Origin of the sequence: Brevibacterium aurantiacum (genome assembly GCF_900169065.1) — a bacterium.
Classification (GTDB): domain Bacteria; phylum Actinomycetota; class Actinomycetes; order Actinomycetales; family Brevibacteriaceae; genus Brevibacterium; species Brevibacterium aurantiacum.
Genome location: NZ_FXZB01000013.1, coordinates 19943 through 42766, shown reverse-complemented (window position 1 = coordinate 42766; position 22824 = coordinate 19943). Strand labels below are relative to the sequence as shown.

21 protein-coding genes are annotated in these 22824 nt (G+C 62.9%); 6 read left to right on the top strand and 15 right to left on the bottom strand.

The genetic code is table 11. The annotated features are described in order from the left end of the window. From BAUR9175_RS10350 to BAUR9175_RS10335, 4 genes are all read right to left on the bottom strand, one after another. Nucleotides 1-435: a helix-turn-helix transcriptional regulator gene (locus BAUR9175_RS10350; RefSeq protein ID WP_096145561.1), complete on the bottom strand. Its 435-nt coding sequence runs from the start codon at nt 433-435 to the stop codon at nt 1-3. Beyond that, nucleotides 432-1976: an APC family permease gene (locus BAUR9175_RS10345; RefSeq protein WP_009884898.1), complete on the bottom strand. Its 1545-nt coding sequence runs from the start codon at nt 1974-1976 to the stop codon at nt 432-434. The genes BAUR9175_RS10350 and BAUR9175_RS10345 overlap by 4 nt, the downstream gene beginning before the upstream one ends. A 24-nt stretch (nt 1977-2000) precedes the next feature. Continuing rightward, nucleotides 2001-3353, bottom strand: a complete 1353-nt coding sequence (locus BAUR9175_RS10340) for a flavin monoamine oxidase family protein (RefSeq protein WP_096145562.1) — start codon at nt 3351-3353, stop codon at nt 2001-2003. A 102-nt stretch (nt 3354-3455) separates the two neighbouring features. Further along, on the bottom strand, nt 3456-4427 hold the full coding sequence (locus tag BAUR9175_RS10335; RefSeq protein WP_069601349.1) for an SDR family oxidoreductase: 972 nt from the start codon (nt 4425-4427) through the stop codon (nt 3456-3458). A gap of 58 nt (nt 4428-4485) precedes the next feature. Here BAUR9175_RS10335 and BAUR9175_RS10330 point away from each other — a divergent pair, with 58 nt between their 5' ends. Beyond that, entirely contained in the window at nt 4486-5430 is a 945-nt protein-coding gene (locus BAUR9175_RS10330; protein ID WP_096145563.1) for a helix-turn-helix transcriptional regulator, read from the top strand. Nucleotides 5431-5455: 25 nt separating this feature from the next. Here BAUR9175_RS10330 and BAUR9175_RS19865 read toward each other — a convergent pair whose 3' ends face one another. Both BAUR9175_RS19865 and BAUR9175_RS10320 read right to left on the bottom strand, forming a co-directional pair. After that, nucleotides 5456-6271 carry a septal ring lytic transglycosylase RlpA family protein gene (locus BAUR9175_RS19865; protein ID WP_101583678.1) on the bottom strand — a complete coding sequence of 272 codons (816 nt, stop codon included), beginning with the start codon at nt 6269-6271 and terminating at the stop codon, nt 5456-5458. A gap of 176 nt (nt 6272-6447) precedes the next feature. Continuing rightward, the gene (locus BAUR9175_RS10320; RefSeq protein ID WP_101583701.1) at nt 6448-6771 is read right to left on the bottom strand and encodes a hypothetical protein; all 324 of its coding nucleotides are present in this window, start codon (nt 6769-6771) and stop codon (nt 6448-6450) included. A 55-nt stretch (nt 6772-6826) separates the two neighbouring features. On the opposite strand from BAUR9175_RS10320, the gene BAUR9175_RS10315 reads away from it, so the two are divergent. Beyond that, a complete protein-coding gene (locus BAUR9175_RS10315; RefSeq protein ID WP_009884891.1) occupies nt 6827-7570 on the top strand; it encodes a glycerophosphodiester phosphodiesterase family protein in 744 nt (247 codons plus the stop codon). A gap of 77 nt (nt 7571-7647) precedes the next feature. Further along, a complete protein-coding gene (locus BAUR9175_RS10310) occupies nt 7648-7989 on the top strand; it encodes an RNA polymerase-binding protein RbpA (protein ID WP_029417638.1) in 342 nt (113 codons plus the stop codon). Nucleotides 7990-8141: 152 nt separating this feature from the next. On the opposite strand, the gene BAUR9175_RS10305 is transcribed toward BAUR9175_RS10310, so the two are convergent. Both BAUR9175_RS10305 and BAUR9175_RS10300 read right to left on the bottom strand, forming a co-directional pair. After that, nucleotides 8142-8915 carry a polyprenol monophosphomannose synthase gene (locus BAUR9175_RS10305; RefSeq protein WP_009881280.1) on the bottom strand — a complete coding sequence of 258 codons (774 nt, stop codon included), beginning with the start codon at nt 8913-8915 and terminating at the stop codon, nt 8142-8144. Between the two features lie 283 nt (nt 8916-9198). Further along, entirely contained in the window at nt 9199-10152 is a 954-nt protein-coding gene (locus tag BAUR9175_RS10300) for a hypothetical protein (protein ID WP_009881281.1), read from the bottom strand. Nucleotides 10153-10230: 78 nt separating this feature from the next. Between BAUR9175_RS10300 and BAUR9175_RS10295 the strand changes: the two genes are divergently transcribed. Then, nucleotides 10231-11976 carry a 5'-3' exonuclease H3TH domain-containing protein gene (locus BAUR9175_RS10295; RefSeq protein WP_236850403.1) on the top strand — a complete coding sequence of 582 codons (1746 nt, stop codon included), beginning with the start codon at nt 10231-10233 and terminating at the stop codon, nt 11974-11976. Nucleotides 11977-12018: 42 nt separating this feature from the next. After that, nucleotides 12019-14280 carry an accessory Sec system translocase SecA2 gene (gene secA2 / locus BAUR9175_RS10290; protein WP_101583675.1) on the top strand — a complete coding sequence of 754 codons (2262 nt, stop codon included), beginning with the start codon at nt 12019-12021 and terminating at the stop codon, nt 14278-14280. A gap of 85 nt (nt 14281-14365) precedes the next feature. Here secA2 and BAUR9175_RS10285 read toward each other — a convergent pair whose 3' ends face one another. From BAUR9175_RS10285 to BAUR9175_RS10265, 5 genes are all read right to left on the bottom strand, one after another. Further along, complete coding sequence (locus BAUR9175_RS10285) at nt 14366-17089, bottom strand: DEAD/DEAH box helicase (RefSeq protein WP_101583673.1); 2724 nt, start codon at nt 17087-17089, stop codon at nt 14366-14368. 7 nt (nt 17090-17096) lie between these two features. Continuing rightward, complete coding sequence (gene tatC, locus BAUR9175_RS10280; RefSeq protein ID WP_307722867.1) at nt 17097-17924, bottom strand: twin-arginine translocase subunit TatC; 828 nt, start codon at nt 17922-17924, stop codon at nt 17097-17099. Beyond that, nucleotides 17921-18202, bottom strand: coding sequence for a Sec-independent protein translocase subunit TatA (gene tatA / locus BAUR9175_RS10275; RefSeq protein ID WP_009881286.1), 282 nt, complete (start codon nt 18200-18202; stop codon nt 17921-17923). Before tatA ends, tatC begins: the two co-directional genes overlap by 4 nt. Before the next feature lie 99 nt (nt 18203-18301). Further along, nucleotides 18302-19189 carry a WYL domain-containing transcriptional regulator gene (locus BAUR9175_RS10270; protein ID WP_009881287.1) on the bottom strand — a complete coding sequence of 296 codons (888 nt, stop codon included), beginning with the start codon at nt 19187-19189 and terminating at the stop codon, nt 18302-18304. Further along, entirely contained in the window at nt 19173-20195 is a 1023-nt protein-coding gene (locus BAUR9175_RS10265; RefSeq protein ID WP_236850405.1) for a helix-turn-helix transcriptional regulator, read from the bottom strand. The genes BAUR9175_RS10270 and BAUR9175_RS10265 overlap by 17 nt, the downstream gene beginning before the upstream one ends. A gap of 40 nt (nt 20196-20235) precedes the next feature. On the opposite strand from BAUR9175_RS10265, the gene BAUR9175_RS10260 reads away from it, so the two are divergent. Further along, the gene (locus tag BAUR9175_RS10260) at nt 20236-21360 is read left to right on the top strand and encodes a DUF3866 family protein (protein ID WP_029416450.1); all 1125 of its coding nucleotides are present in this window, start codon (nt 20236-20238) and stop codon (nt 21358-21360) included. Nucleotides 21361-21423: 63 nt separating this feature from the next. Here the strand turns inward: BAUR9175_RS10260 and BAUR9175_RS10255 are convergent, their stop codons facing one another. Further along, nucleotides 21424-21798 (bottom strand): FKBP-type peptidyl-prolyl cis-trans isomerase, encoded by a 375-nt coding sequence (locus BAUR9175_RS10255; RefSeq protein WP_009881290.1) that lies wholly within the window; start codon nt 21796-21798, stop codon nt 21424-21426. 61 nt (nt 21799-21859) lie between these two features. Next, nucleotides 21860-22816: an FKBP-type peptidyl-prolyl cis-trans isomerase gene (locus tag BAUR9175_RS10250; RefSeq protein ID WP_236850408.1), complete on the bottom strand. Its 957-nt coding sequence runs from the start codon at nt 22814-22816 to the stop codon at nt 21860-21862. Nucleotides 22817-22824 lie beyond the last annotated feature (8 nt).

Here is a 22824-nt window from a genome sequence, read left to right as displayed (position 1 = left end):
TCACCGGGGTGGAACTTCTCGATTCCTGACCGGTCTGAGCACATTCTTGACGATGATCGTCGGCAGGTCGTGGTCGCCTTCGACGACGCCGGAACGGTAGCGGGAGGGTGAGACCCCGACAAGTTCGCTGAATCGAGTGGAGAACGTGCCCAGCGATGAGAATCCCACAGCGAAGCAGATATCTGTGATCGACAGGTCACCGCGACGAATCAGTGCCATGGAGCGTTCGATGCGCCGGGTCATGAGATAGGAATAGGGCGACTCCCCGTAGGCAGCTTTGAATCCGCGACTGAGGTGCCCGGCCGACATATGCACCCCGGCGGCAAGTTCCTGGACGTTGAGAGGCTGGTCGAATTCTCTGTGGATGCGGTCGCGCACACGCCTCAGGATGGCCAGCTGCTGCACAGACGGAGTGTCGCTGCCTCTCGCGCTCACCCTGTGTGGACTCCCTGCGTCAGCGTCTTCCCGCGGAAGTAGTCGGGGTGCCTGCGGGATTGGATGATCATGATGACCACACCCAGGAGCAGGACGCCGATGCCCAGCACGAAAACCAGTCCGATGCCGAAGACCGAAGAGCCGGAACCATAGTCGGGATCGAGTGAGTCGATCGCGGTGGTCACGAAGATCACCAGCAGGGTCACTCCCCCGACCAGCGGGAAGAGGCACCTGAAGAAGAAGTTCTTCGCCCCGGAGAACAGGGACCGTCGGAAGTACCAGATGCAGGCCAGGCCGGTCACACCGTAGTAGAAGCAGACCATCAGCCCCAAGGCAGTGATCGTGTCCCACAGTGCGTTCTCTGACAGCAGACGCATGACCACATAGAAGATGATTGCGGCCGCCGCCGAGGTGATGGTGGCCACGGATGGAGACTTGTACCGGGGCGAGATCTTTCCGTACTTCTTCGGCAGCGCCCCGTAGTGGCCCATGGCCAGGATCGTGCGCGAGGGAGAGACCATCGTCGACTGCAGCGAGGCCAGTGAGCTAGAGAGGACGGCGATCGAGACGAGAACGGCGAAGGGCCCCATCACCGGGCCGGCGAGGACGGCGAAGATGGATTCCTGATTCTCCGGATTCCCCGCGCCCAGCCCCTCGGTGCCGACACCGGCGAACGAGATGACGGCGACGGTGCAGGCCAGGTAGATGATGACGATGGCGATGATCGTGAGCATGGCTGCGCGTCCGGGAGTCTTCTCCGGGTCCTTCGCCTCTTCGTTCATGGTGATGACGGTGTCCCAGCCCCAGAACAGGAAGATGGACAGAGACACTGCCGCTGCGACCGTCGAGAAGTCTCCGGCCTCGGCAGGGTTGAACCAGCCGAGTTCGACCGGTGTGGGGTCGAAGGCGGTGCCGTTGGACACGTGGACGAATGCTGCGATGACGAACCAGCCGAGTGCAAGTACCTGGAAGGCGACGAGCCAGACCTGAATCTTCTCGGTGGCTTCGACTCCGCGGTAGGAGATCCACGCGGCGGCCGCGGTCAGGAGAACTGTGACAGGAATGTTGATCCACAGCACTCGGGTCAGATCGGCGATTCCTGGGTCACCGAAGATCTGCGCCAGCAGCAGGAACAGGAAGTCCACTGCCACTGCGGCCAGGTTCGAGAGCACGAGGATCGTGGCAGAGATCAGGCCCCATCCTCCCATCCAGCCCAGCCAGGGCCCGAAGGCGCGGGTCGCCCAGGTGAAGGTCGTCCCGGAATCGGGCATGGCAGTGTTGAGTTCGCGGTAGCCGAAGACGACGAGCAGCATCGGAACGAATCCGATGAGCAGAATCGCCGGAGTGTGCACACCGACCTGCGAGATCGTCGGTCCCAGCCCCGAGGTCAAGGTGTAGGCGGGCGCGATGCAGGAGATGCCGATGACGGCACCGCCGATGGCACCGATCTTGCCCGCCGACAGCCCCTTGGAGCTCAGACCCGAAGCGGATGTCGCAGACGCGCTTCCGGTCGGGCCCGGTGATGGAGTTGCCGAGGTCATCAGTTCAACCTTTCAGACATGTGCTCAGGTGCCCAAGATCATACGGGCGGTGTCCTGCCCGATCCTGATGGCGCCATCGACGTGCTGGTACCCGTGTGCTGCAATGTCCGAACTTGCGAAGTGGATGGGACCGACTGGGTCGTTCTGGAAGCGGCCCCACCGGTGCAGTCCACCGAGGTCGTAGCTGGTCGCATACGCTCCACGGGTCCATTCCTCGGAGCCGAAGTCTGACAGGTAGAAGACGTCAGGCTCCAGGGCACGTGGACCGAGGAAGTCTGCCAGGCATTCGACGATGCGCTGCTTGCGGGTGTCCTCGTCGAGGGCGAACATCGCATCGGCGTTGACGTCTGAGATGAATCCGACGAGAGTCCCCTGCTCTTCACCGTGATTGGTGTTGTCATAGACCTCCTGAACCAGCTGGCCGGCACCGAATCCGGTTCCGCACAGGCCGTCTTCACGCCAGAACGGTGTCGGATAGGTGGCATGGACCTTGATCACCAGACCCATCGACTGGTGCTGGTGGAAGACCTGCTGGAGTCGGGGCAGATGCGGGGAGTAGCTGATGCGTGAGTACAGGTTCGGCGGGACGGCCACAATGACACGATCGGCCGACACGGTCATCGCATCGGTGCCGACGCTCACCGAATCCTCTGTCCACTCAATGGTGCGCACGGGGCTATTGAGGTGGACGACGCCCTCACCGAGCTCGCCGGCCATCTGCTCGGAGACCGACTGCATTCCACCCACGACGCGGCGGTCGAGAATGAAATGATCATCGACGAGGTGGGTGAATGATCCCGCCGAGGCGGCCATGAGTATCGCCTGCAGTGCGGAGAATGCGGTGGCCGGCTTCGTCAGCATTCCGCCCGCGATGAACATGCCGATGTTCGCGCACGCGGTCTCATCGTCTGATTGTTGGCGCAGCCAATGGTGGAACGACACCGAATCGAGTTCGGCAGCATCCTCGGCTTCCCACGGAGCTGTCGGTCCGATGCGGGCGGCGAGCTCGTCCAACTGCGCGATCAGCCGTTCCATCTCCGCTTGGGTCGACTCCCCCACTGGGAACATGTCGCCGCTGTAGACGGAACGTGTGCCGTCCGGTGCGATGTAGACGCTGTCGCCTTCTCGGTAGCGCTGGTACGTCTCCTTGCCCAGCTCCTCGACGAGTTCGAGGAGTGCCGTCTGGTCAGGTGAGATCCACTGACCACCGATTTCGTACATCTGACCGTCGATGTGATCTGTCCACGTCCGACCGCCCACACGATCTCGTGCCTCGAGGACCACAACGTCCTTACCTGCTGCCTGCAGCGTCCGGGCCGCACTCAGGCCGGTCGGGCCAGCTCCGACGATGACCACATCGCATGTTCGATCCGACATCCTGCTCTCCTTCGAAAGTTCCACTTATGTGATCAGAGTAACCAGGGAACCAGGGCCTGCCAAGGCGAGTTCGGGTCCGGTCGGACCGGTGCGGAATCGGTTTCAGCGATACTCGCGGGCGTCCGCGCCCAAGTCGGCCTCCTTGGCTGCCATGAAGCTCCAGGAATCGGGTCGAGAACCATCGATATCGTCGATCGCGTAGATATCTGCGAGTTCCCGCGTGCTCAATGTGCGTGTGTTGAACCGGTGCCGTTGCGCGTCCGAGGCCACTGCGACGACAGTTCGCCCCAACAGGTGCGGGGTCTCCGAAATCGCGAAATCCGCAGGCGGCAGTTCACGCTCGGTATCCAGAGAGTCTCGCAGCCAAGTCTGCTCACTCGTGTCGAAGAGGTCGAGCATCATCTCCGATCTCAGCCAGCCTGGGGTGATCGCCAACGCGGTGCACTCGGAGTCGCTGAGCTCGTGGCCGAGTCCGAACGCCAGCCTGCTCACCGCCGTCTTCGTCAGGTCGAGATAGATGGACTCCCGGTAGTGGGCAGCATTGAACTCGGAGGTTCCGTCGGTGATCTCGATGTGCAGTCCCCCTGGGGTGCGTGTCAGCAGAGGGAGTGCAGCGTGGGCTGTGTGCAGGTGCGTGAGCAGGCCCGCGTTCACCAACCTCATGCCCGAGTCGAAGTCCGTGTCCCAGAACTTCTCGCCCCAGGAGACGTAGGCCTCTCCCCCGATGTCGTTGACGACAACGTCAAGCCGACCGTGCTGCTCATCGATGCGGCGCACTACCTCGTGGATCATCTCCGGTTTCAGGTGATCGCAGACGAGCGCCTGGGCGTGGCCGCCGTCTGCTTCGATGAGTTGGGCTGTGCCCTCGATCGTCTCGCTGCGACCGTAGTCGGATGGCTGCGCCGAGGTGGATCGTCCTGTGCAGTACACGAACGCTCCCGCCCGGGCCAGATTCCTGGCGATGGCGCGTCCGGCACCCCGGGTTGCGCCGGCGACGAGAGCGACTCGGCCCTTAAGCGGACGCTGGACGAAGGGAGGAAATTCTGGTTCTGCTGGTGCCTGGGATGAGGTCATGATGACAGCATCTCGTGCGATCACTGACACCTCATGTCAGTGATGAAGACTATTCTTGATGAGCATGAAGGCAGCACGGCTGGTGTCGGAGATCGTCATCCTCAGCGCGAGGAGCGTACCGATCACTGCCGCGAATCTGGCCGAGCGGCTCGAGGTCACCGAACGGACGGTCTATCGCGATCTCGGCGACCTGTCTCGGATGGGTGTGCCCGTGGTGACAGAGGCCGGCCCAGGTGGGGGCATCAGCCTGCTGGGAACCTGGACGTCTCCGCTGTCGGGCATGACCCGTGATGAGCTTGATTCAGTGCTCGTCGGAGGTGCCGCAGCAGCCGATCTCGGGTTCGCACGGGAGTTGGCGACGGCGCGGGAGAAGATCCTGTCCGAGACGGAATCCGTCTTCTCATCGAACGTCCTCGTCGACGGGCCCGACTGGTTCATGACACATGAGCGTCTCGAGGCGCTCTCGGTCATCGTCACGGCTCTGCGTTCGCACCGCGGACTGCAGTTTCGGTATGCAGCCCGTACGGGATCACGACTTCGCACTGCCATTCCGCTGGGACTCGTCGTCAAGGCCGGTCGCTGGTACCTCATCGCACAGCCTCCCGGAGGCAGACCCCGAACCTACCGGGTCTCCCGGATGACTGCGATCGCACTGCGCTACGTCGCGGTTTCACGGCCGGTGGAATTCCACCTCGGCGACTATTGGTCGCGGTCTCAGGTCGAATTCGACCGCACCGTCAGGTCGACGACGGTGAGACTGCGGGTTCCCAGCCACAGCCTCGACGATCTGCGCCGGGCAGTTCCGGGTCGAGTCACCGAGGAGGCAATCGAGGCAGGATCCATCACCGCCGACGACTATGTCATCGACCTTCCGATGGAGCCCGTGGACGTCGCTGTCTCCCAGCTGATCACGGTGCCCGGAGTCGAGGTCATATCACCTGGAGAACTCCGACTGGCGCTGCATGAACGGGCCCGTCAAGCGGCCGCGTGCAATGGTCCCTGACGTCGCTCAGCGACGCCAGGGACGGTCACTGGACTTCGTATTTGCCGTTGATCTGCCCGGCACCGACTCCGCCGACTGCTTCCATGGCGGCCTTGGACAGGTCGATGCAGCGGCTGCCGTGGTAGGGACCACGGTCATTGATGCGCACGGTCACGGATTTTCCGTTGGCGGTATTGGTGATCTTGACCTGCGAGCCGAAGGGCAGCGTCTTATGCGCAGCGGTCAGCTTGTTGGTGTCGAAGATCTCCCCGTTGGCCGTCTGCTGGCCATCGAATCCATCGCCTCCGCCGTAGTACGACATCGGGCAGGTACCGGACTCGCCAGCGGACTCACCGGACTTCGAGGGTTCGTCATTGGTATCAGGAGCGGGCTTCTTCGTGTCTGTGCCGCCTGCGGTGCCGCCTGTGGTCGCGTCCGTGCTCGCAGCTTCGTCGGACGCGGTCTCCGACGGGGTCGGGCTCGGTGTCTCGACCTTGGACTTGAGGGAGATCTCGGCTGGCTTCTCTTTGGCCTGCTTCTTCGCTTTGGCCAGGAACTCATCTGGGGATTGGGTCGCCTCGGCTGCGGCGACGACAGGAGATTCGGCGACGACCTGCTGGTCACCGCCGGCGCTGCCGGGCACCATCGCCAGGCTGGATGCGACGACCGCTGCTGTTGCGGCGGTGGGAACGATGAATGCGGAGAGCACTGGACGTGCACGCACCGAGGCCAGCACTCCCCCAGCGGTGTTCGCAGATGCCTGGGTCCCCTGCGGCGAATGCCGTCCGGACTTCTTCGGTGCTTTGAACGCAGAGAAGAGCGATCCCGTCGATTTCGAACGGGGTGAAGAGTGTTTACCCACAGTCAGTCCTTGTATAGATGTGCCGGTGTCCTTCGCAAACATGGGTCTCAGTGATCGAGCAAGGCTCAACACTGACTCCAAGTTATCGGATCGTTACCTGAACACAGTCTAATTAAGAAACTGTTACAAAAGCAATGCGGCACGCTAAAAAGCGTGCCGCATCAATGGTTATCGGGTCACTCGGACTTGCGGTTGACCAGCCTGCGGACGGTATCGGCGCCGGTGGTCACACCTTCCTGGGCCTTGTCGAAGACTCGCTCGACCTTGCCGCTTCGCACGGCATCGTCGATCGCGTGGGAGACATTGCCCAGCGCCTTCTTCACGTTCGTCTCGGTGGTCTCGATGAGACGGTTGCCAGAGGTTGCTTCACGAGCGTTCTTCACACTGCTGCTGGCCGCACCGTAGGCTCTGGTGGCTGCCGAACGCACCCTTTCGGTCGGGGTCCGCTTGGTGGAGTCAATGACGTAGTCAGGTTCAATCGGATCTTGTGTTCGGCTCATGTCTCCATAGTTGTCGACCCTGCTCGTCAGGTCAACAGCAACATAGGATTGGACCATGAATTCTCAGGCAGAGATCATCGCCCACAGAGGCGGGCAGTGGCCCGGTATGAGTGAGAACACCCTCGAGGCGTTCGCGTCCGCGCATCAGGCCGGCGTGCGGTGGATGGAGACCGATGTCCATGCGTCTGCCGACGGAGTCGTGTTCGCCGCCCATGATGCCGATCTGGATCGCATCGCAGGTCGCCCCCACCGCATCCGCGATCTCAAGGCCGCCGAACTCGATTCCATCGAACTCATCGCAGGCGGGCATCTGCCTCGCCTGACCACGCTTCTGGAGGAGCTTCCGGACCTCGCCTGGAACATCGATGTCAAAGCCGCCCACTCCATTGCACCGATGATCCGCACCATCCGCAGCCGCGAGGCTGGAGAGAGGATCCGGCTTGCCTCGTTCTCCTCGTCGACTCTGCGCAGACTGCGCGAGGCCCTGCCCGGGGTCCGTTCTTCGGCCGGAGTGTTCGAGTCTGCCCTGTTTGCCTTAGGCGCCCTGCCGGGAGTCGCGGATTCCGGCCTGACTCCGCTGCCGGCCGGTCTCGATGCCCTGCAGGTGCCGATGTCGTTCAAGGGCCTCCGTGTCCTCACCGAGGACTTCGTTTCGCGTGCTCACCGCTCGGGCCTGCAGATCCATGTGTGGACCATCAACGACGTCGCCGAGATGCGCACCCTCCTCGACCTCGGCGTCGATGGGATCGTCACGGATGATGTCCTGCTGGGGCTGCGCGAGATCGCGGCGTGGACCTGACTGCTGGGAATAGGCGTAGACGGTAGACTGTTCCTTCGTATGAGACGTCTGCAGTCGAGTCGGAAGGTGAGAGAGATATGAGCGAACGCAGTCTCCGCGGTACACAGTTGGGCTCACGCAGCCTGGAAACGGAAGAGGGCGTCGAACCGGCACCTCGCCAGATGGTCGAATTCGAGTGCGAAGACGGAACCAAGTTCAAGGTTCCCTTCTCGATCGAAGCCGAAGTGCCCTCCACCTGGGACTCAGGCATCCACGGCATCGGCACTCGTGTCGGCGTGAATGAACCCGATGGGGAGCCGGGCAAGCATGTGCGGTCCCACTGGGACATGTTGCTTGAGCGCCGCTCCTTCGACGAACTTCAGGTTCTGCTCGATGAGCGACTCGCCGTTCGTCGCGGAGAGGTGCCAGCACAGGCCTGAGCGCCTCTGTACTGAGTCACACGAACGTATCCGAGCGTAAAGGGCGGGGTGCAGGTCATCGGACCTGCACCCCGCCCTTCATCGTCCCGAAACTCATCGTCCCGAAACTCATCGTCCCGAAACTCATCGTCCCGAAACTGCCGGGAATCACCTCACGCAGTTCGACTGCGTGTTGTCAGACGCTCAAGCAGGCCCCGAGCCTGACGTCGGCGCCGGGTCAGTCCCCATCCGGCGACCTTGGTGAATGCCTCGGAGATGATCGATCCGCTCATCTTCGACTCCCCCAGCTCGCGTTCGACGAAGACGATGGGGACCTCGGCCACGCGGAATCCGGCTTCGACGGTGCGGTAGGTCATGTCGATCTGGAAGCAGTAGCCCTGAGACTGCACCTCGGAGAGATCGAGGTTCTGCAGTACTTCTCGCGAATACGCACGGAACCCTGCTGTCGCGTCTTTGACGCCGAGGCCCATGACCGCGTTGACGTAGATATTGGCTCCGCGGGAGAGGAAGAAGCGTGAGCGTGGCCAATCCACGATCGCCCCGCCGCGAACCCAGCGTGAGCCGATGACGAGGTCGGCGTGCCCGGCCTGAGCGACGGCCAGCAGCTGCCCGAGGTCAAGGGGGCGGTGGGATCCGTCGGCGTCGAATTCGCAGATGATCTCGTAGTCGCGTTCCAGCGCCCATTCGAACCCGGCGATGTAGGCCATTCCCAAACCGGACTTCTCACTGCGGTGCAGGACGTGCAGGCGTGGGTCGGTTCGCGCCTGTTCATCTACCCATTCGCCGGTGCCGTCAGGTGAACCGTCGTCGACGACGAGAACATCGACGTCGGGCTGGTTCTCAAACAGCCCCGACAGCGTCACGGGCAGAGCGAGTCGTTCGTTGTAGGTCGGAATGACGACCAGAGTCTTAGAAACCACGGCCACTACGATACGCGTCGCGGCAGAGAAAATATGAGCCGACACCCTCGCCTTCGGACCACGTTGAGCAACGAGTTATCTAATGACGGGGGTGCCGGCTCCATCCCAGCTGCTGTGGAATGTCAGCAACGAATCTAGTGGCTCTCAGCGTCTTTGCAAAATCGCTCTGACCTGGGGTTATGTTCAAATCTCCAGGTCAGACGCAAGACAGAATGATGAAAATAGATCTTCCTCGGCGTGTCGTCTTGCCTTCGATGAGTCGTGACTCGACTCACACAAGCGGCTGCTTCTAGACGTCCTCGCCGAGCGGAATGCGGGTCGGCAGTGCAACGTCAGAGGAAAGCTCCGGCAGTCCGGGAGTACCCGAGCGGGGGTCTGTGCTCCACGCCGCCACACGTGCGTCTGCAACCTGAACGACGAGTCGTTCCACCTGCCACCGCACGAAATCCGCATCCGCGCCCGGGGCAAGGACTCCCCCATCGGGATTGCCGGCGGCGCGGTGAGCGAATCGGGTGGCCGCGTTGAATGCTGCGCGTGCACCGATTCCGTTCTCCCCGACGACTGCCGAGCGCACCGTCGCCCACGGGGAGTCCTGTGAGTCGGTCCACGACACCTGAGCACCTGCCGAGAGCAGCTGCGCCAGAGGTTGGGGCTGTGCCGGATCGAGAGTGATCGCGATGCCGGAGTAGCCCAAAGGAGTGACGAACTCCTCTTCGACACTGAAATCCAACAGCAGGCGATAGCCGTTGCGCTGGGCCAGTGCTGCCTGTCCGCGCACGCGGTCAAGGACCTCGCCCAGGCGCTGGTTCGACTCGACCTGGATGTACAGCGCGGTCTCGGGCATCTCGTCGAGGCCGAGGAAGTCGCCCGCGGCGATGCTCGCCCGGCCCTCGACCTGGTCGGCGCTGCCAGCGTCGTCGGACCCGATCTCGGGGTAGGCGACGATCCGCAGGCCCTTCGGTGCGCGAGCCTGGAAATCCTCCACATCCTCGGCGCTGCCAAGGATGTGCGCGTGCGTGTATCCGGATTCGACGAGTCGATTCCCATCGGGATCACCGCCACCCAGAACCAGTCCTGCATGGACGAAGCCTGGGGTCAGGAAATCCCCGTCGAGGTTGATCGCATCGGGGTCCGCTGCAAGCGCAGCTTCGTCGGAGCCGATGAACGAGACCTTTCCGTCCTTCGAGCCCAGGGCAGTCGCAAACGGGTCGACGCTGCTGTAAACATCTCCACCAAAGTACATAGTCACAGCCGACAGGTTACACCTCTGCTGTGGGCGACGTTGCACTCGCGTCAGGGGTGTCGGGTATCGTCATCGAGTGTGAAGCCCTTGGTTCTGATTGACACGCCTGCCCTGTACTACCGTGCCTTCTATTCGGTTCCCGACTCGATCGTCAACGACGAAGGTCAGCCGGTCAATGCCGTGCGCGGCGTTCTCGATGCGATTGCGCAGATGATCCGTCGCTTCGACTCCCCTCGAGTCGTGGCGACCATGGACGCCGACTGGCGCCCGGCATTCCGCACCGCGATCATGCCCGAGTACAAGGCCGCCCGAGTCAAGGACGCCGAGGCAGGCACGGAGATCCCACCCGAATTGGACGCGCAGCTGCCGATCATGACCGATGTCCTCCGTGCCGCAGGCATCCCCATCGCCGAGGTTGACGGCACCGAAGCCGACGACGTGATCGCGACCATGGCCGCCCAGTCGCAGACACCCGTGGTCATCGTCTCCCCCGACCGTGATCTGCTTGCCCTCATCGATGCTGCCTCCGATGTGAGCGTGCTGCGTCCCCGCAAGGGCGGAGAGTGGGAGGCCATCTCCCAGGCCGACCTGCCCGAGGCCTACGGAGTCCCCGATGGCACCAGGTACCGTGAGCTCGCCGCGATGCGCGGAGACCCCTCGGACGGATTGCCGGGAGCACCGGGGATCGGAGAGAAGACCGCAGCGACGCTGCTGGCGAACTTCGGTTCTCTCGAATCGATCATCAAGGCAGCCAAGGCCGGGGTGAAGACCGGAGGTCTCAGCCCCAAACGAGCCGCCACCCTCATCGAGGAAGAGGAGACGCTGCATAAGACCATCGAGGTCATGCGCTGTCTGACCGATGTCGCCCATGGGCTCGATCTCGAATCGGTCCCCGGCGAATGCGATCGTACTGCGGTTGAGGCTGCGGCCCACGGCCAGAACATTCGTCGTTCTGTCGACAACCTCATCGCCGCACTCGGCGATGCCGGCCGAGGCAACGACCAGAGCGGAACCACACAGCCGGCGCCGGTGCCTACCAGCACGACAGCCGCAGGGGCAGGGTCCGGGCCCGCATCAGGATCCGCAGCCGCCTCAGTCTCTCCTGCGAAGTCTCGCGCCTCGCAGAGTCCGGGATCGGTCTCGGCCGAGGCCTGGTCACAGTCGCGACTCGTCGGCTTCGACCTCGAGACGACCGGCGTCGACCCGGCGACTGCACGCATCGTGACTGCGGCCTTCGTCGAATCCGCCGACAACGCCCGGACCTGGCTGGCCGATCCCGGAGTCGAGATTCCCGAACCGGCCCGGGCCGTTCATGGAATCACCACCGAGTTCGCCCAAGCCAACGGAGCACCGGTCGCCGAGGTGGTTGCCGAGCTCTGCACGGTCCTCGCCGATCTCAAAGCGGAAGGTGCCGTGGTCGTGGGCCACAACATCGTCTACGACCTCAGCGTCATGTCCGCCGAGGTCAAACGCCACCAGCCCCACATCGGTCTCGCGGCCCTGCTGCCGACGATCGTCGACACCTTCGTCCTGGACAAAAAGGTCGAGCAGTTCCGCCGCGGCAAGAGGACCCTGACCGAGACAGCCAAGCGGTGGAAGGTTTCTCTGCTTGATGCCCATGATGCCGCCGCAGACGCGCTGGCCGCCCTGGACATTTCCCGAGCGTTGGCACAGAGCTCAGAGGAAATTGCCCAGCTCACCCGGGACGAAATCATGGCCGCACAAGGCGAATGGAAACGCGACCAGGCCGCTGACCTGCAATCTTGGCTGCGCAGAAAAGGCAACGCCGAAGCCGTCGTCGATGGCTCCTGGCCCATGGCCTGAACGATAGAATCAACTGCGACCATCACTCGACAAAGGACGATAATGGGTTTCTTCTCACGACTGCTCAACCGACCCGGCGCCCAGGCCGACAAAGCAACGGGATGGTTCGACAAGGCCGCCGACGATATGGCGGCCGCGAGTCGTGAATACGCGGAGCTCGATGACAGCGGCCTGACCGAGGCAGCTGCCGACATCTTCACCTCAGGTTCTACCCAGGACAACCTCGTCCGCTACTGCGCGCTGGCCCGTGAGGCTGCCGAACGGTCCCTGGACGAACGTGCCTATGACACGCAGATCAAGGGTCTCGTCGGGCTCCTGAAGGCCAATATCGTGCAGATGGCCACCGGTGAGGGTAAGACCCTCGTCGGTGCTCTCGCCGCCGCTGGATACGCCCTGCAGGGACGTCGCGTCCACGTCGTCAGCGTCAACGACTACCTCGCAGTCCGCGACCGTACCTGGATGAAGCCGCTCTTCGACCTCCTGGGTGTGAAGTCGGCGTCGATCTCCGGGACCCAAAGTGAGACCGAACGCCGTGAGGCCTATGGCGCTGAGGTTCTCTACGCCTCCGTCACCGAGGTCGGATTCGATGTCCTCCGCGACCGATTCGTCACCGACGATGACCAGATCCGTGTCCCGGACCGCGATGTCGTCATCGTCGATGAGGCCGACTCCGTGCTCATCGACGAGGCGCGTGTCCCACTCGTCCTCGCCGGCTCGGCCAGTGTTGAAGATGCCAACGCTGCGATCGCAGCACTCGCCGAGAAACTCGAGCCAGACGTCGACTACGAGATCAGCCCGGATCACCAAGCTGTTTCCCTCACAGATGCAGGCATCACCCGAGTGGAGACGGAACTCGGTGTCGAGCTCTTCGACGAAGACGCGTCCGACCTCGCAGCAGTCAACCTCGCCCTGTATGCGAAGTCCCTGGTCAAACGCGATGTCGACTACCTTGTCGTCGACGGAAGGGTGAAACTCATCTCGGCCTCCCGCGGGCGCGTCGCCGAGCTGCAGCGCTGGCCCGACGGACTCCAGGCCGCAGTTGAGGCCAAGGAAGGCGTCGGCACCACCGAAAGCGGAGAGATCCTCGACCAGATGACCGTCGAAGAACTCATCCACGGTTACAAAACGGTCTGCGGAATGACGGGCACCGCGCTGGCAGTCGGAGATGACCTGCGTGAGTTCTACAACCTTGAGATCGTTCCCGTCGACACCCACCTGCCTGTCATCCGCAATGACGAACCCGACCGCCTCTACACCTATCAGGAGTCGAAGGAACGCGCGATCGTCGAGGAGGTCGCTGAGAACCATGCCAAGGACCGTCCGGTGCTCATTGGCACCTCATCGGTGGCAGAGAGCGAATCCCTGGCCGAGCGACTGGTCGAACGCGGCATCGAGGTCACGGTCCTCAACGCCAAGGATGACTCGCTCGAGGCTGAGGTCATCGCCGCCGCTGGTGCCCCCGGTGCCGTCACCGTCTCAACTCAGATGGCTGGACGCGGCACCGACATTCGGCTGGCCGATGACAGCGTCGCCGAGGCCGGTGGCCTGCTGGTCATCGGCGCCGGTCGCTACCTGTCCTCACGACTTGATGACCAGCTGCGCGGTCGTGCAGGTCGTCAGGGTGACCCGGGAACCTCGGTGTTCTTCACCAGCCTCGAGGACGAGCTGCTGACTCGTGTGCCCGAGATCCAACGCTTCGTCTCCGAGGGAGATGAGACCGGTTGGATCGAGTCCAAGCGCGCGCTGAGCCTCGTCGAACACGCGCAGCGTATCGCTGAAGGTCAGAACACGGCATTGCATCGCGACACGTGGAAGTTCAACGAACTCATGGCCAAGCAGCGCGATCTCGTCCTCGCCCGGCGCAGGGAGCTGCGTGTCGATGATGAGGCTATCGACGAACTCAAGACCCGCCTCGGGGATGTGGCCGAGAACCTGGCGGAGGACCATCCTCAGGAGCTCGTCGATGAGACGCTGCGCGAGGTCATGCTCTTCCATCTCGACGCACGTTGGGTCGATCACCTTGCCTTCCTCAACGACCTGCGTGAGGGCATTCATCTGCGCACCTTCGCCCGTGAGAAGCCGCACGAGGCATTCAACACGGAATCGATCCGCGTGTTCTCCACCTTCTGGTCCGATGTCATCGACGATTCCGCATCGACTGTCGAAGAGGCAGAGTTCACTGATACGGGTATCGACCTGGCCTCGCACGGGCTCAAACGTCCGTCGTCGACATGGACCTACCTGACCACGGAGAGCGCATTCGGCTCCGACATCGAGAACATCGTCAAGAAGGTCAAGCGCTGAGCAGTCGCCGGGCCACCCCGTTTTAGGGAGAGCCCGGCGGTCACTGCCGCAGGCAGACCAGCTGTCACCCCTGGCAGACCAACTGTCAGGAGTCTGCGACGACTCCGCGACGGATGGCTTCGATGGTCCGCCGGATGCGCACAGCGGTCTCCGGTTCGGCCACCTCGGCGACCTGACCGAGGAGGTCAAGGCTCTGTTTGGCCCACCGGACGAAGTCGCCAGCGGCGATGTCGGTGCCGCGCAGGGAATCGGCGAGGTTCTTGCCTTCGGTCCAGCGGTACATCGGTTTGAACAGGCCCCGGTCGGGTTCCTGAGTCGTCGACAGCGCGTGCTGCTCCTCCAATTGGAAGAGCTTGCGCCACATCGTCACCGCTTCGTCGCCGTTGACCTTGAGGTCGCGGCTGGGTGCGCGCTCCGAATGGAGTGTGTCGGCGCGCCGTGACTGGAAGACGAAGCACGATGCGAATGCTGCGAGTTCAGGTTCGACGAGGTTGTCCCACAGCCCGGCTCGGATGGTCAGTGCCACGAGCAGGTCTCGTTCCCCGTAGATGCGGCGCAGCATATCGGACTGCTCGGGATCGAAGCCGAGGGTGCGCAGCACATCCTGAACACGTTCGAAGACGAGGGCGATCGAGGTCGTCCTGCCTTCGATGCGAGCGATGAGCGAATCGTTCTCCTTGACCAGTTTGGCCGCTCGGTTGGCCCACCTGGCGTGCATCTCACGGTCGGGGCAGTCATGACAGGGATGGGCACGCAGCTGCGCGGTCATCTCCGTCACGCTCGAGCTCACACCCGGGGAACCTGGTTTGGACTCCCAATGTGCCTCGTGATCGACCTTACCCTCGTGGATGGCGTCGTTGAGGATGCCCAGCAGCTGCCGGCGGTCCCCTGCCTGGCGGTGGTTGAACTTCTTCGGCACTCGAACTCGACCCTGGGCTGGCAGCGGCGCGGTCACCTCGTGGGGCCGCAGGTGCCAGACTTTGCCCTGTTCGGTCAACACTGTCGGCAGTCTGGAACCCCCATCCCGGGAGCTCATGGGTGCGATGATGACCGCTGCGCCTTCGACTCGCTTCGTCGGCAGGGTGACGACATCGCCGATCTTGAGAGCGGTCAGGGACTCGACGATCTCACGCTGCCGATTCTTCGACTTCGTGCGAGTCTCCTGCTTCTCGGTATCGCTGATGGCCTGCCGCAATCGCGCGTACTCAGCGAAATCGCCCAGATCGCACTTCATCGACTTCTCATAGGCCGCGATCGTGGCCTCGTTCTTGCGCACCTTCTTCGCCAACCCCACGACGGCCTTGTCCGCCTGGAATTGTGCGAACGAGGTCTCCAGGACCTTCGCAGCCTCGGCGGAGCTCATCCGGGACAGCAGGTTGGCTGTCATGTTGTAGGTGGGTCCGAACGCAGAATTGAGTGCATAGGAGCGGTTGGATGCCAGCCCAGCGATCTCGTTGACTTCGAAGCTGGGATGCCAGATGACTACGGCATGGCCGATCTGGTCGATGCCGCGGCGCCCTGCGCGTCCGGTCAGCTGGGTGTACTCCCCCGGCGTGATCGAGACGTGGGCCTCTCCGTTGAACTTCACCAGCTTCTCAAGAACCACGGTGCGGGCAGGCATGTTGATGCCCAATGCCAGGGTCTCCGTGGCGAAGACGACCTTGATGATTCCTTGGGAGAACAGCTCCTCGACGAGCTGTTTGAACTGCGGGATCATTCCCGCATGGTGGGCGGCGACTCCCAGGAGAAGACCTTCGCGGAACGAATGGAACCCGAGGATGCCCAGATCCTCGCTGGCCAGTTCATCGCGCAGCTTTTCGAGTGCGGCGTTGACGATGACCTTCTCTTCACGTGAGTTCAGGTCGAAGCCCGAGCTCAGATACTGTTCGACCGCTTCGTCACAGGCATTGCGCGAGAAGATGAACATGATCGCCGGCAGCATTCCGGCCTCTGCCAGAGAGGACACGACCTGGGTGCGGCTGGGCCTGCGGAAACGGGCCCTAGTGGCTCGTTCACGCTTGGAACGGGGCCCGCCGTGGGTCCGAGTCGCATGATTGAGCGCAGGATCGATTCGGTCGGAGTCGTGGTGGGTGAACAGATCGTACATGCGGTGGCCGACGAGGACATGGTTGACCAGCGGCACGGGCCGGTGGGAGGTGGAGACGACGGTGGTGGGTCCGCGTACCTCGCTCAGCCAGGCACCGAATTCCTCGACGTTGGACACCGTTGCCGACAGCGACACCATCTGCACCCGGTCCGGCAGATGGATGATCACTTCTTCCCACACGGGACCACGGAAACGGTCGGCCAGGTAGTGAACCTCGTCGAGGACGACGAAACCGAGATCAGAGAGCCCAGCGACATCGTTGTAGAGCATGTTGCGCAGGACCTCGGTGGTCATGACGATGATCGGCGCGTCACGCCGGATCGAGGTGTCGCCGGTGAGCAGACCGACGTTCTCCACGCCGTGGACGTCCATCAGGTCATTGAACTTCTGATTGCTCAGCGCCTTGATCGGGGTCGTGTAGAAGACCCGTTTGCCTTCGTCTCTGGCCAGCTCCACAGCGAATTCCGCGATCAGAGTCTTACCCGCTCCGGTGGGGGCGGTCACGAGGACGTCTTTGCCGTCCTGCAGTTGGGCGCAGGCCTCAAGCTGGAAGTCGTCGAGCTCGAATTCCATTCTGGCCGAGAACCGCCCTAAAGGAGTCTGGGCCTTCTTCGTCCGGTCCTTGTAGTCGGCATAGGCCACCGAGGGGCTCAGCGTCTCGGTCTCGGCTGAGGATTGGATCGGGCTCTCGGATTCAGTCATGGCTCTCTCAGTCAATCGGTTCGTCGGGGTCGACCCACAGGCCCTGGGCGATGAGTCGTCTCTTGCGTCTCCGGTCGCTGAACAGGCAGATCACCCATGCCACAGCAAACAGCGTAAGCATCGGGATGACCAGGAAGAACATCGACATGGCGTCGGGGGTGGGGGTGGCGATGGCGGCGAACAGGAACACGATCATCACAATCACCCGCCAGGACTTCTGGATCCTGACGGCTGAGAGGATACCCAACATGTTGAGTCCGACCATGAGTACCGGCAGGACGAATGCGAGTCCGAAGACCACGATGATGACCATCACAAAGCTCAGGTAGTCCTGGGCGGGGATGATGTTGGTGCCGCCTGCCGGCGTGAAGGACGTCAGTGCTTTGACGGCGTTGGGAAGGGCGAAGAAGGCCATGGTCGAGCCCGCGAGGAACAGCGGAATGGCTGCGCCGAGGAAGCCGACGGAGTACAGCTTCTCCTTCTTCGTCAACCCCGGAACGATGAACGCCCAGACCTCGTAGAGCCAGATCGGACAGGACAGGAAGATGCCGATGAAGAACGACAGTTTGATCTTCAGGTCGAACGGGGAGGCGACTCCGGCGAAGTTGATCTCCGCGGTCCGGTCCCCCGAGGCTCGGATGCTGCGGATCGGCTCCTGCAGGATGTCGAGGACCGGGTCGTAGAGGAACCATCCGGCGACGGCTCCGAGGGCGATTGCGATCGCCGCGACAAGGCTGCGGTTGCGGAGTTCGATGAGATGCCCGACGACGGGCATCTTCCGTTCGGGATTCTTCCTACGTGCCGAAGCCGAACGCCGGTTGTTGTGCTCTTTCACTTCTCGTGAGACTGCGGATCCTGCTTTTCCTTCGCAGGCTGCTCAGGCTTTCGAGCAGCCTCGGCGGTTGTCGAGGTGTCGTTTTCGGTCGCTTCGCGGTTGAGTTCGCCCGGTTCCGTCTTCTTGGGCTCGTCGTCATCACGGAGATCCTTGACCTCGGATTTGAAGATCTTCATCGACTGACCAAGGCTTCTGGCCAGCGCCGGCAGCTTGGGTGCGCCGAAAATGATCACGATGATGAGGATCACGATCGCGATCTGCACGAAACTCGGTTTCATGGGGACTCCTTGACTGTTGTCTGCTGTGAAAGATTCTACGCTCTGTGGCTGTGCCTTTCATCCTCGCCGCACGGCAGGGCGGGAACGCGAAGACCGGGCTCAGCCCAGGCGCTGCAGCGCGGCTTCCACCGCGTCGCTGTCGTCGATGTCGGTGATGACGTCGGCATGGCACAGCAGGAAACGACTCAACCAGTCGACGGAGTGCACAAGGAATCGAATCCGCACACTTGGCTCACCGTTGGCGAAGTATTCACGCTCACTCAACTCGAGTTCATCCGCGAGCCATGCTCCATCCGGGGCCAGTGTCATGGTGACCTCATGCGCACTCGACTGCTGATCGCCGACGCCCAGTGGAGGATGAACAGCGGAGTTCCAGGAGCGGATGCTGCTCAGGGCGAAGCGCCGCGGAGCCTGGGCGCTGTAGCACCAGGCATCCAGGTACCAGTCTGCGCCGGGGACGAGCCGGCTGGGGGCGACGATCCGCCGAGTGAGTTCGTCTCGGGAAGCGACGTAGTAGTCGATCTCGACCGCGGCCTCGGCGTCGATGGCCTGCTTAAGGAAGGTCATGAGCTCCTCATCAGCGGGGATCGGACTGACCTCGACCGGGGTGTGCAGGTTCTCCCCCGCCGCCAGCCTGAGTTTCTCTGCCGCCGTCCGCACTGCCTGAGTGTCGAGACCCGGCAGCGTATCGATGAGTTCGAGAGCCAGGACGAGAACCCCTGCCTCCTCCGCACTGAGGCGGACCGGGACGGAGACCTCCTCGGCGTTGGAGATGTAGATCTTCCCGCCTTCCCAGCTGGCATCGATGAGATCATCGGGCATGTGCCCGGGCCGACCGGTGACGAAGAGGAGCTGCAGGTCATCGATGAGGGTGTCCGAGTCGATGTTGAAATATCCGGCGGTCTCCTCGAGATCTGCTCCCGGATGGGCATCGAGATAGGGCACCAGGCTCAGCAGCCGGGTGAGTCGTTCACGCGCTGAGGACATTGCGACCTCCGAGTCGTTTGAGGGACTCCCTGACCGTGTGCCGACGATCGTCGACAGCCTGGACCAGTTCCGCAGGCTCAAGCACGACGACTGCTGTTCCGAAGCTCACGATCTCCGCGGCAAGTGAGGCCGCATCGGTGAATTCGACGATGATGGCATCGTCCTCGGTGCGGACCTGTCGCCGGACCAGCGGGTCGGCACGGTGGGCACGGATGCGCAGCTTCGCCTCGGCGACGACAGCCATCTCCGTGCTCGAGTTCAAGGCCACGTGGGGTGCGAAGTCAGCGGGAATCTCGTAGTCACCGGGGTCGCGGCCGCCGAGCTTCGTCAGCTTGCCCTCGACCCGGGAGAGCCGGAAGGTGCGCTGAGCACCACGGTCGATGTCGTGGCCGAGGAGGTAGACACGGTCACCGCGGCTGAGCAGCGCATAGGGTTCGAGCTTGACCTTGCGGGGGCTCTGACCTGGTTTGTGATATTTGAAGCTGATGGCCTCACGTGCGTTGATGTGGTGGAGGGCGGTGGCGAAGTTCACGCTGCCGAGCTTGCGTGCGGCAGGACCCTGGTTGGCTTCGACACGACCTGGTCCTGCCTCGGTGAGGTCGATGCCAAGGGCACGAAGCTTCGTCAGGGCCTGAGAACTGGACTCGCCGAGTTCGGTATCGGACCAGAACTGTGCCGCCACGGCTACCGCCGCCGCTTCGGCAGGGGTGAGCTCAACGTCGTCCATGGCATAGTCATCGGCGGAGATCCGGTAACCCGTCTCCCCGGTATCCGAATAGGCATCGTGTTCGGCTCGGGTGGCGATCGTGATCCCCATATGCCGCAACAGCTCCTTGTCACGGGAGAACTTGCGGTCGAAGGCGATGTCGTCAAGGCCTGCGTAGCCGTCGATGGCACTCATCAGGGTCTTCCTGGAGACCCATCCGCGGGCGGCTCTCAGAGCGATCAGCAGGTTCATCAGACGCTCGGTCTGCTGCCTCTGTCGACTGGCGCGGGGTGCATTCACAATTCCACCGTAACCTAATGCGGGCGATAGTCTTAGGACCATGATTCATTGGCGCAGAGGAACCGTGACCACGATTCGCTCCACCCGGCCAGGATACACAGAGGTCGAGGCCGATATTGACCAGGCGCTGCCAGGCACGACGATCACACACATCAAGGCCGTGGCGTACACCGAGGCGATCGGGCATCCGCAGGTCGGAGACACGGTCCTGCTCAACGTCTCGGCTCTGACCAAACGTCTGGGCACCGGTGGTTTCGGTCTCGTCATCGCCCTGCCCGATGCGCTTCCGGCCGACCCGCCGGAGGGGCCGGGGCATCTGGTCAAGGACCGCTACTCCCCTCTGCAGACGATGGTCCTCGGCGTCGACGATCAGGAATCGGAGCACCACGAGACCCTCGCCAGCGAAGAGACGCTGCACGACATGCCGGTGCTCGCTGCGGACCTGCATTCGGCGCTGCCTGCCATCATCGCCGGCATCCGGACGGTGCGGCCCGAGGCACGGATCGCCTATGTCCTCAGCGACGGTGCGGCACTGCCCGCCAGCTTCTCCCAAGCCGCCGCCGGGCTCAAGGACGCCGGCTGGCTGCACGGAACGATCAGCACCGGCCAATCCTGGGGTGCCGATCTCGAAGCTGTGACCATTCACACCGGACTGCTGGCCGCCAAACATGTTCTGGGCGCCGATATCACCATCGTCGCGCAGGGTCCGGGGAACCTGGGCACCGGCACCAAATACGGCTATTCGGGTCTGGTCACCGGCGAGCACCTCAATGCCGCTGCCCTGCTGGGCGGGACCCCGGTAGGTGTCCTCCGGATGTCCAATGCCGATGCTCGGGGCAGACACTTCGGCATCTCCCACCATTCGCTGACCTCTCTGGCAGAGATCGCCCGCCCCGGAATGACGATTCCGGTCCCGGACTTCTCCACCCTCGCCGAGGCGGACCGTCGAGAGATGGACACCGACCCCGCCGTCGTGGCCGAGGTCGCAGCGGCACAGCTGCCGATGCTGCACATGCACAATCAGGTCGACGTGAGCCTGGAGGGACTGTGGTCCGGGCTCAAGTCCTCACCGGTGGCTCTGTCGACGATGGGACGAAAGCTGCCCGCCGATGCGGCAGCGTTTCTCGCTGCCGCCGCGGCGGGCAGGCTGGCCGCCGAGCTCTGAAGCCGCGGCGGCCACACTCTCCTCAGCCCCAGGGCTGAGGAGAGCTCATCAGTTTTCAGTGTCTCAGCGGACGCCTTCGAGATCGCAGACGAAGATCAGTGATTCGCCGGGCTTGATGACGCCGCCTGCACCCTGATCGCCGTAGGCCAGGTGCGGTGGGATCTGCAGCGTACGCCGACCGCCGACCTTCATGCCTTGGATTCCCTGATCCCAGCCGGAGATGACCATGCCGGATCCGAGACGGAACTCGAGCGGGGTCCCGCGGTTGTAGGAGGCGTCGAACTCTTCACCGGTTGAATGGGCGATGCCGACGTAGTTCACGCTCACGGTATGACCGGGAGCCGCCTCGGCGCCGTCACCGATGATGTCATCAACGATGACGAGTTCGGTCGGAGCCTCTGTTCCGGGGAATTCGACGACTGGTTTCTGCTTGCTCATGGTGTCTCCTTATGTCGTGGTTCTGTGGTGTTCAGGGACCCAGTTCTTCGCGAACTGAGTCTCAGCCCTGAGCGGAGAGGACGTCGATGACGAACACGAGGGTGGCGTTGCCGGGAATGCTCGGCGGGCTGCCCTGCTCTCCATATCCTTTGTCGGGCGGAATGACGAGGACGATCTGGCTGCCGACCTTCGCACCGACGAGACCTTCGTTCCATCCGTCGATGACCTGAGCCTGACCGACTGGGTCGACGGCGAAGGGTCCACGACCATCCTGCCAGCTCGAGTCGAAGTACTTCGAATTGTCGTCCCAGAGCCAACCGGAGTAGTGCACGGCCACGTTCTGGCCCTCTTTGACCTTCGGTCCCTCGCCCTCGATCGTGGTGTACGACTCGAGTTCCTTCGGGGCCTTGCCCTTGGGCTTCGAGATCGAGGGTTCACCGTTGTCTGCCCACTTGACGGTCACGGGGTTCTTCGACTGGTCGATCTTCTTGCCTTCGGCGCGAGTCAGCGGCTTCGTGGTCTTCTCGATGTCGATGACGTAGACGAGCGTCTCAGCGGGCTGACCCTCCTGTGCGCTGCCGTTGAGCGACATGAGCACACGCGACCCGACCTTCGCGTCCAAAAGCGCGTTGTACAGATCCTCGGAGATCTGGCTCTTGTCCATGGGGAACCCGGCCGGTGACTTCGAGTCGTAGCTCGACTCGATCTGTTTCCCGGTCGTGCCCGAGATCAGGGTCATCTGCGCGGTGACCTGTTCGCCGTCGGCGACCTTGTCACCCTTGCCTTCGCTGATGACCGACTTCCCGGTCTTGTCGACGACCAGGGGTGCCTCGAAGCTGACCTTCGGCTTCTCCCCGACCTTGCCCTTGACGGTGACGTCGTCGAGGCTGGTCGACTTCGCGTCTTCGGCCGAGACGGAAGCCGGGGCACTTGCAGTGTCCTCCGCCTCCTCGCCCTGCCCGCAGGCGGACAGCAGCAGTGTGGCGGCCGCGATGACGGCGAGCACTTTTGTGCGCACGTGGTTCC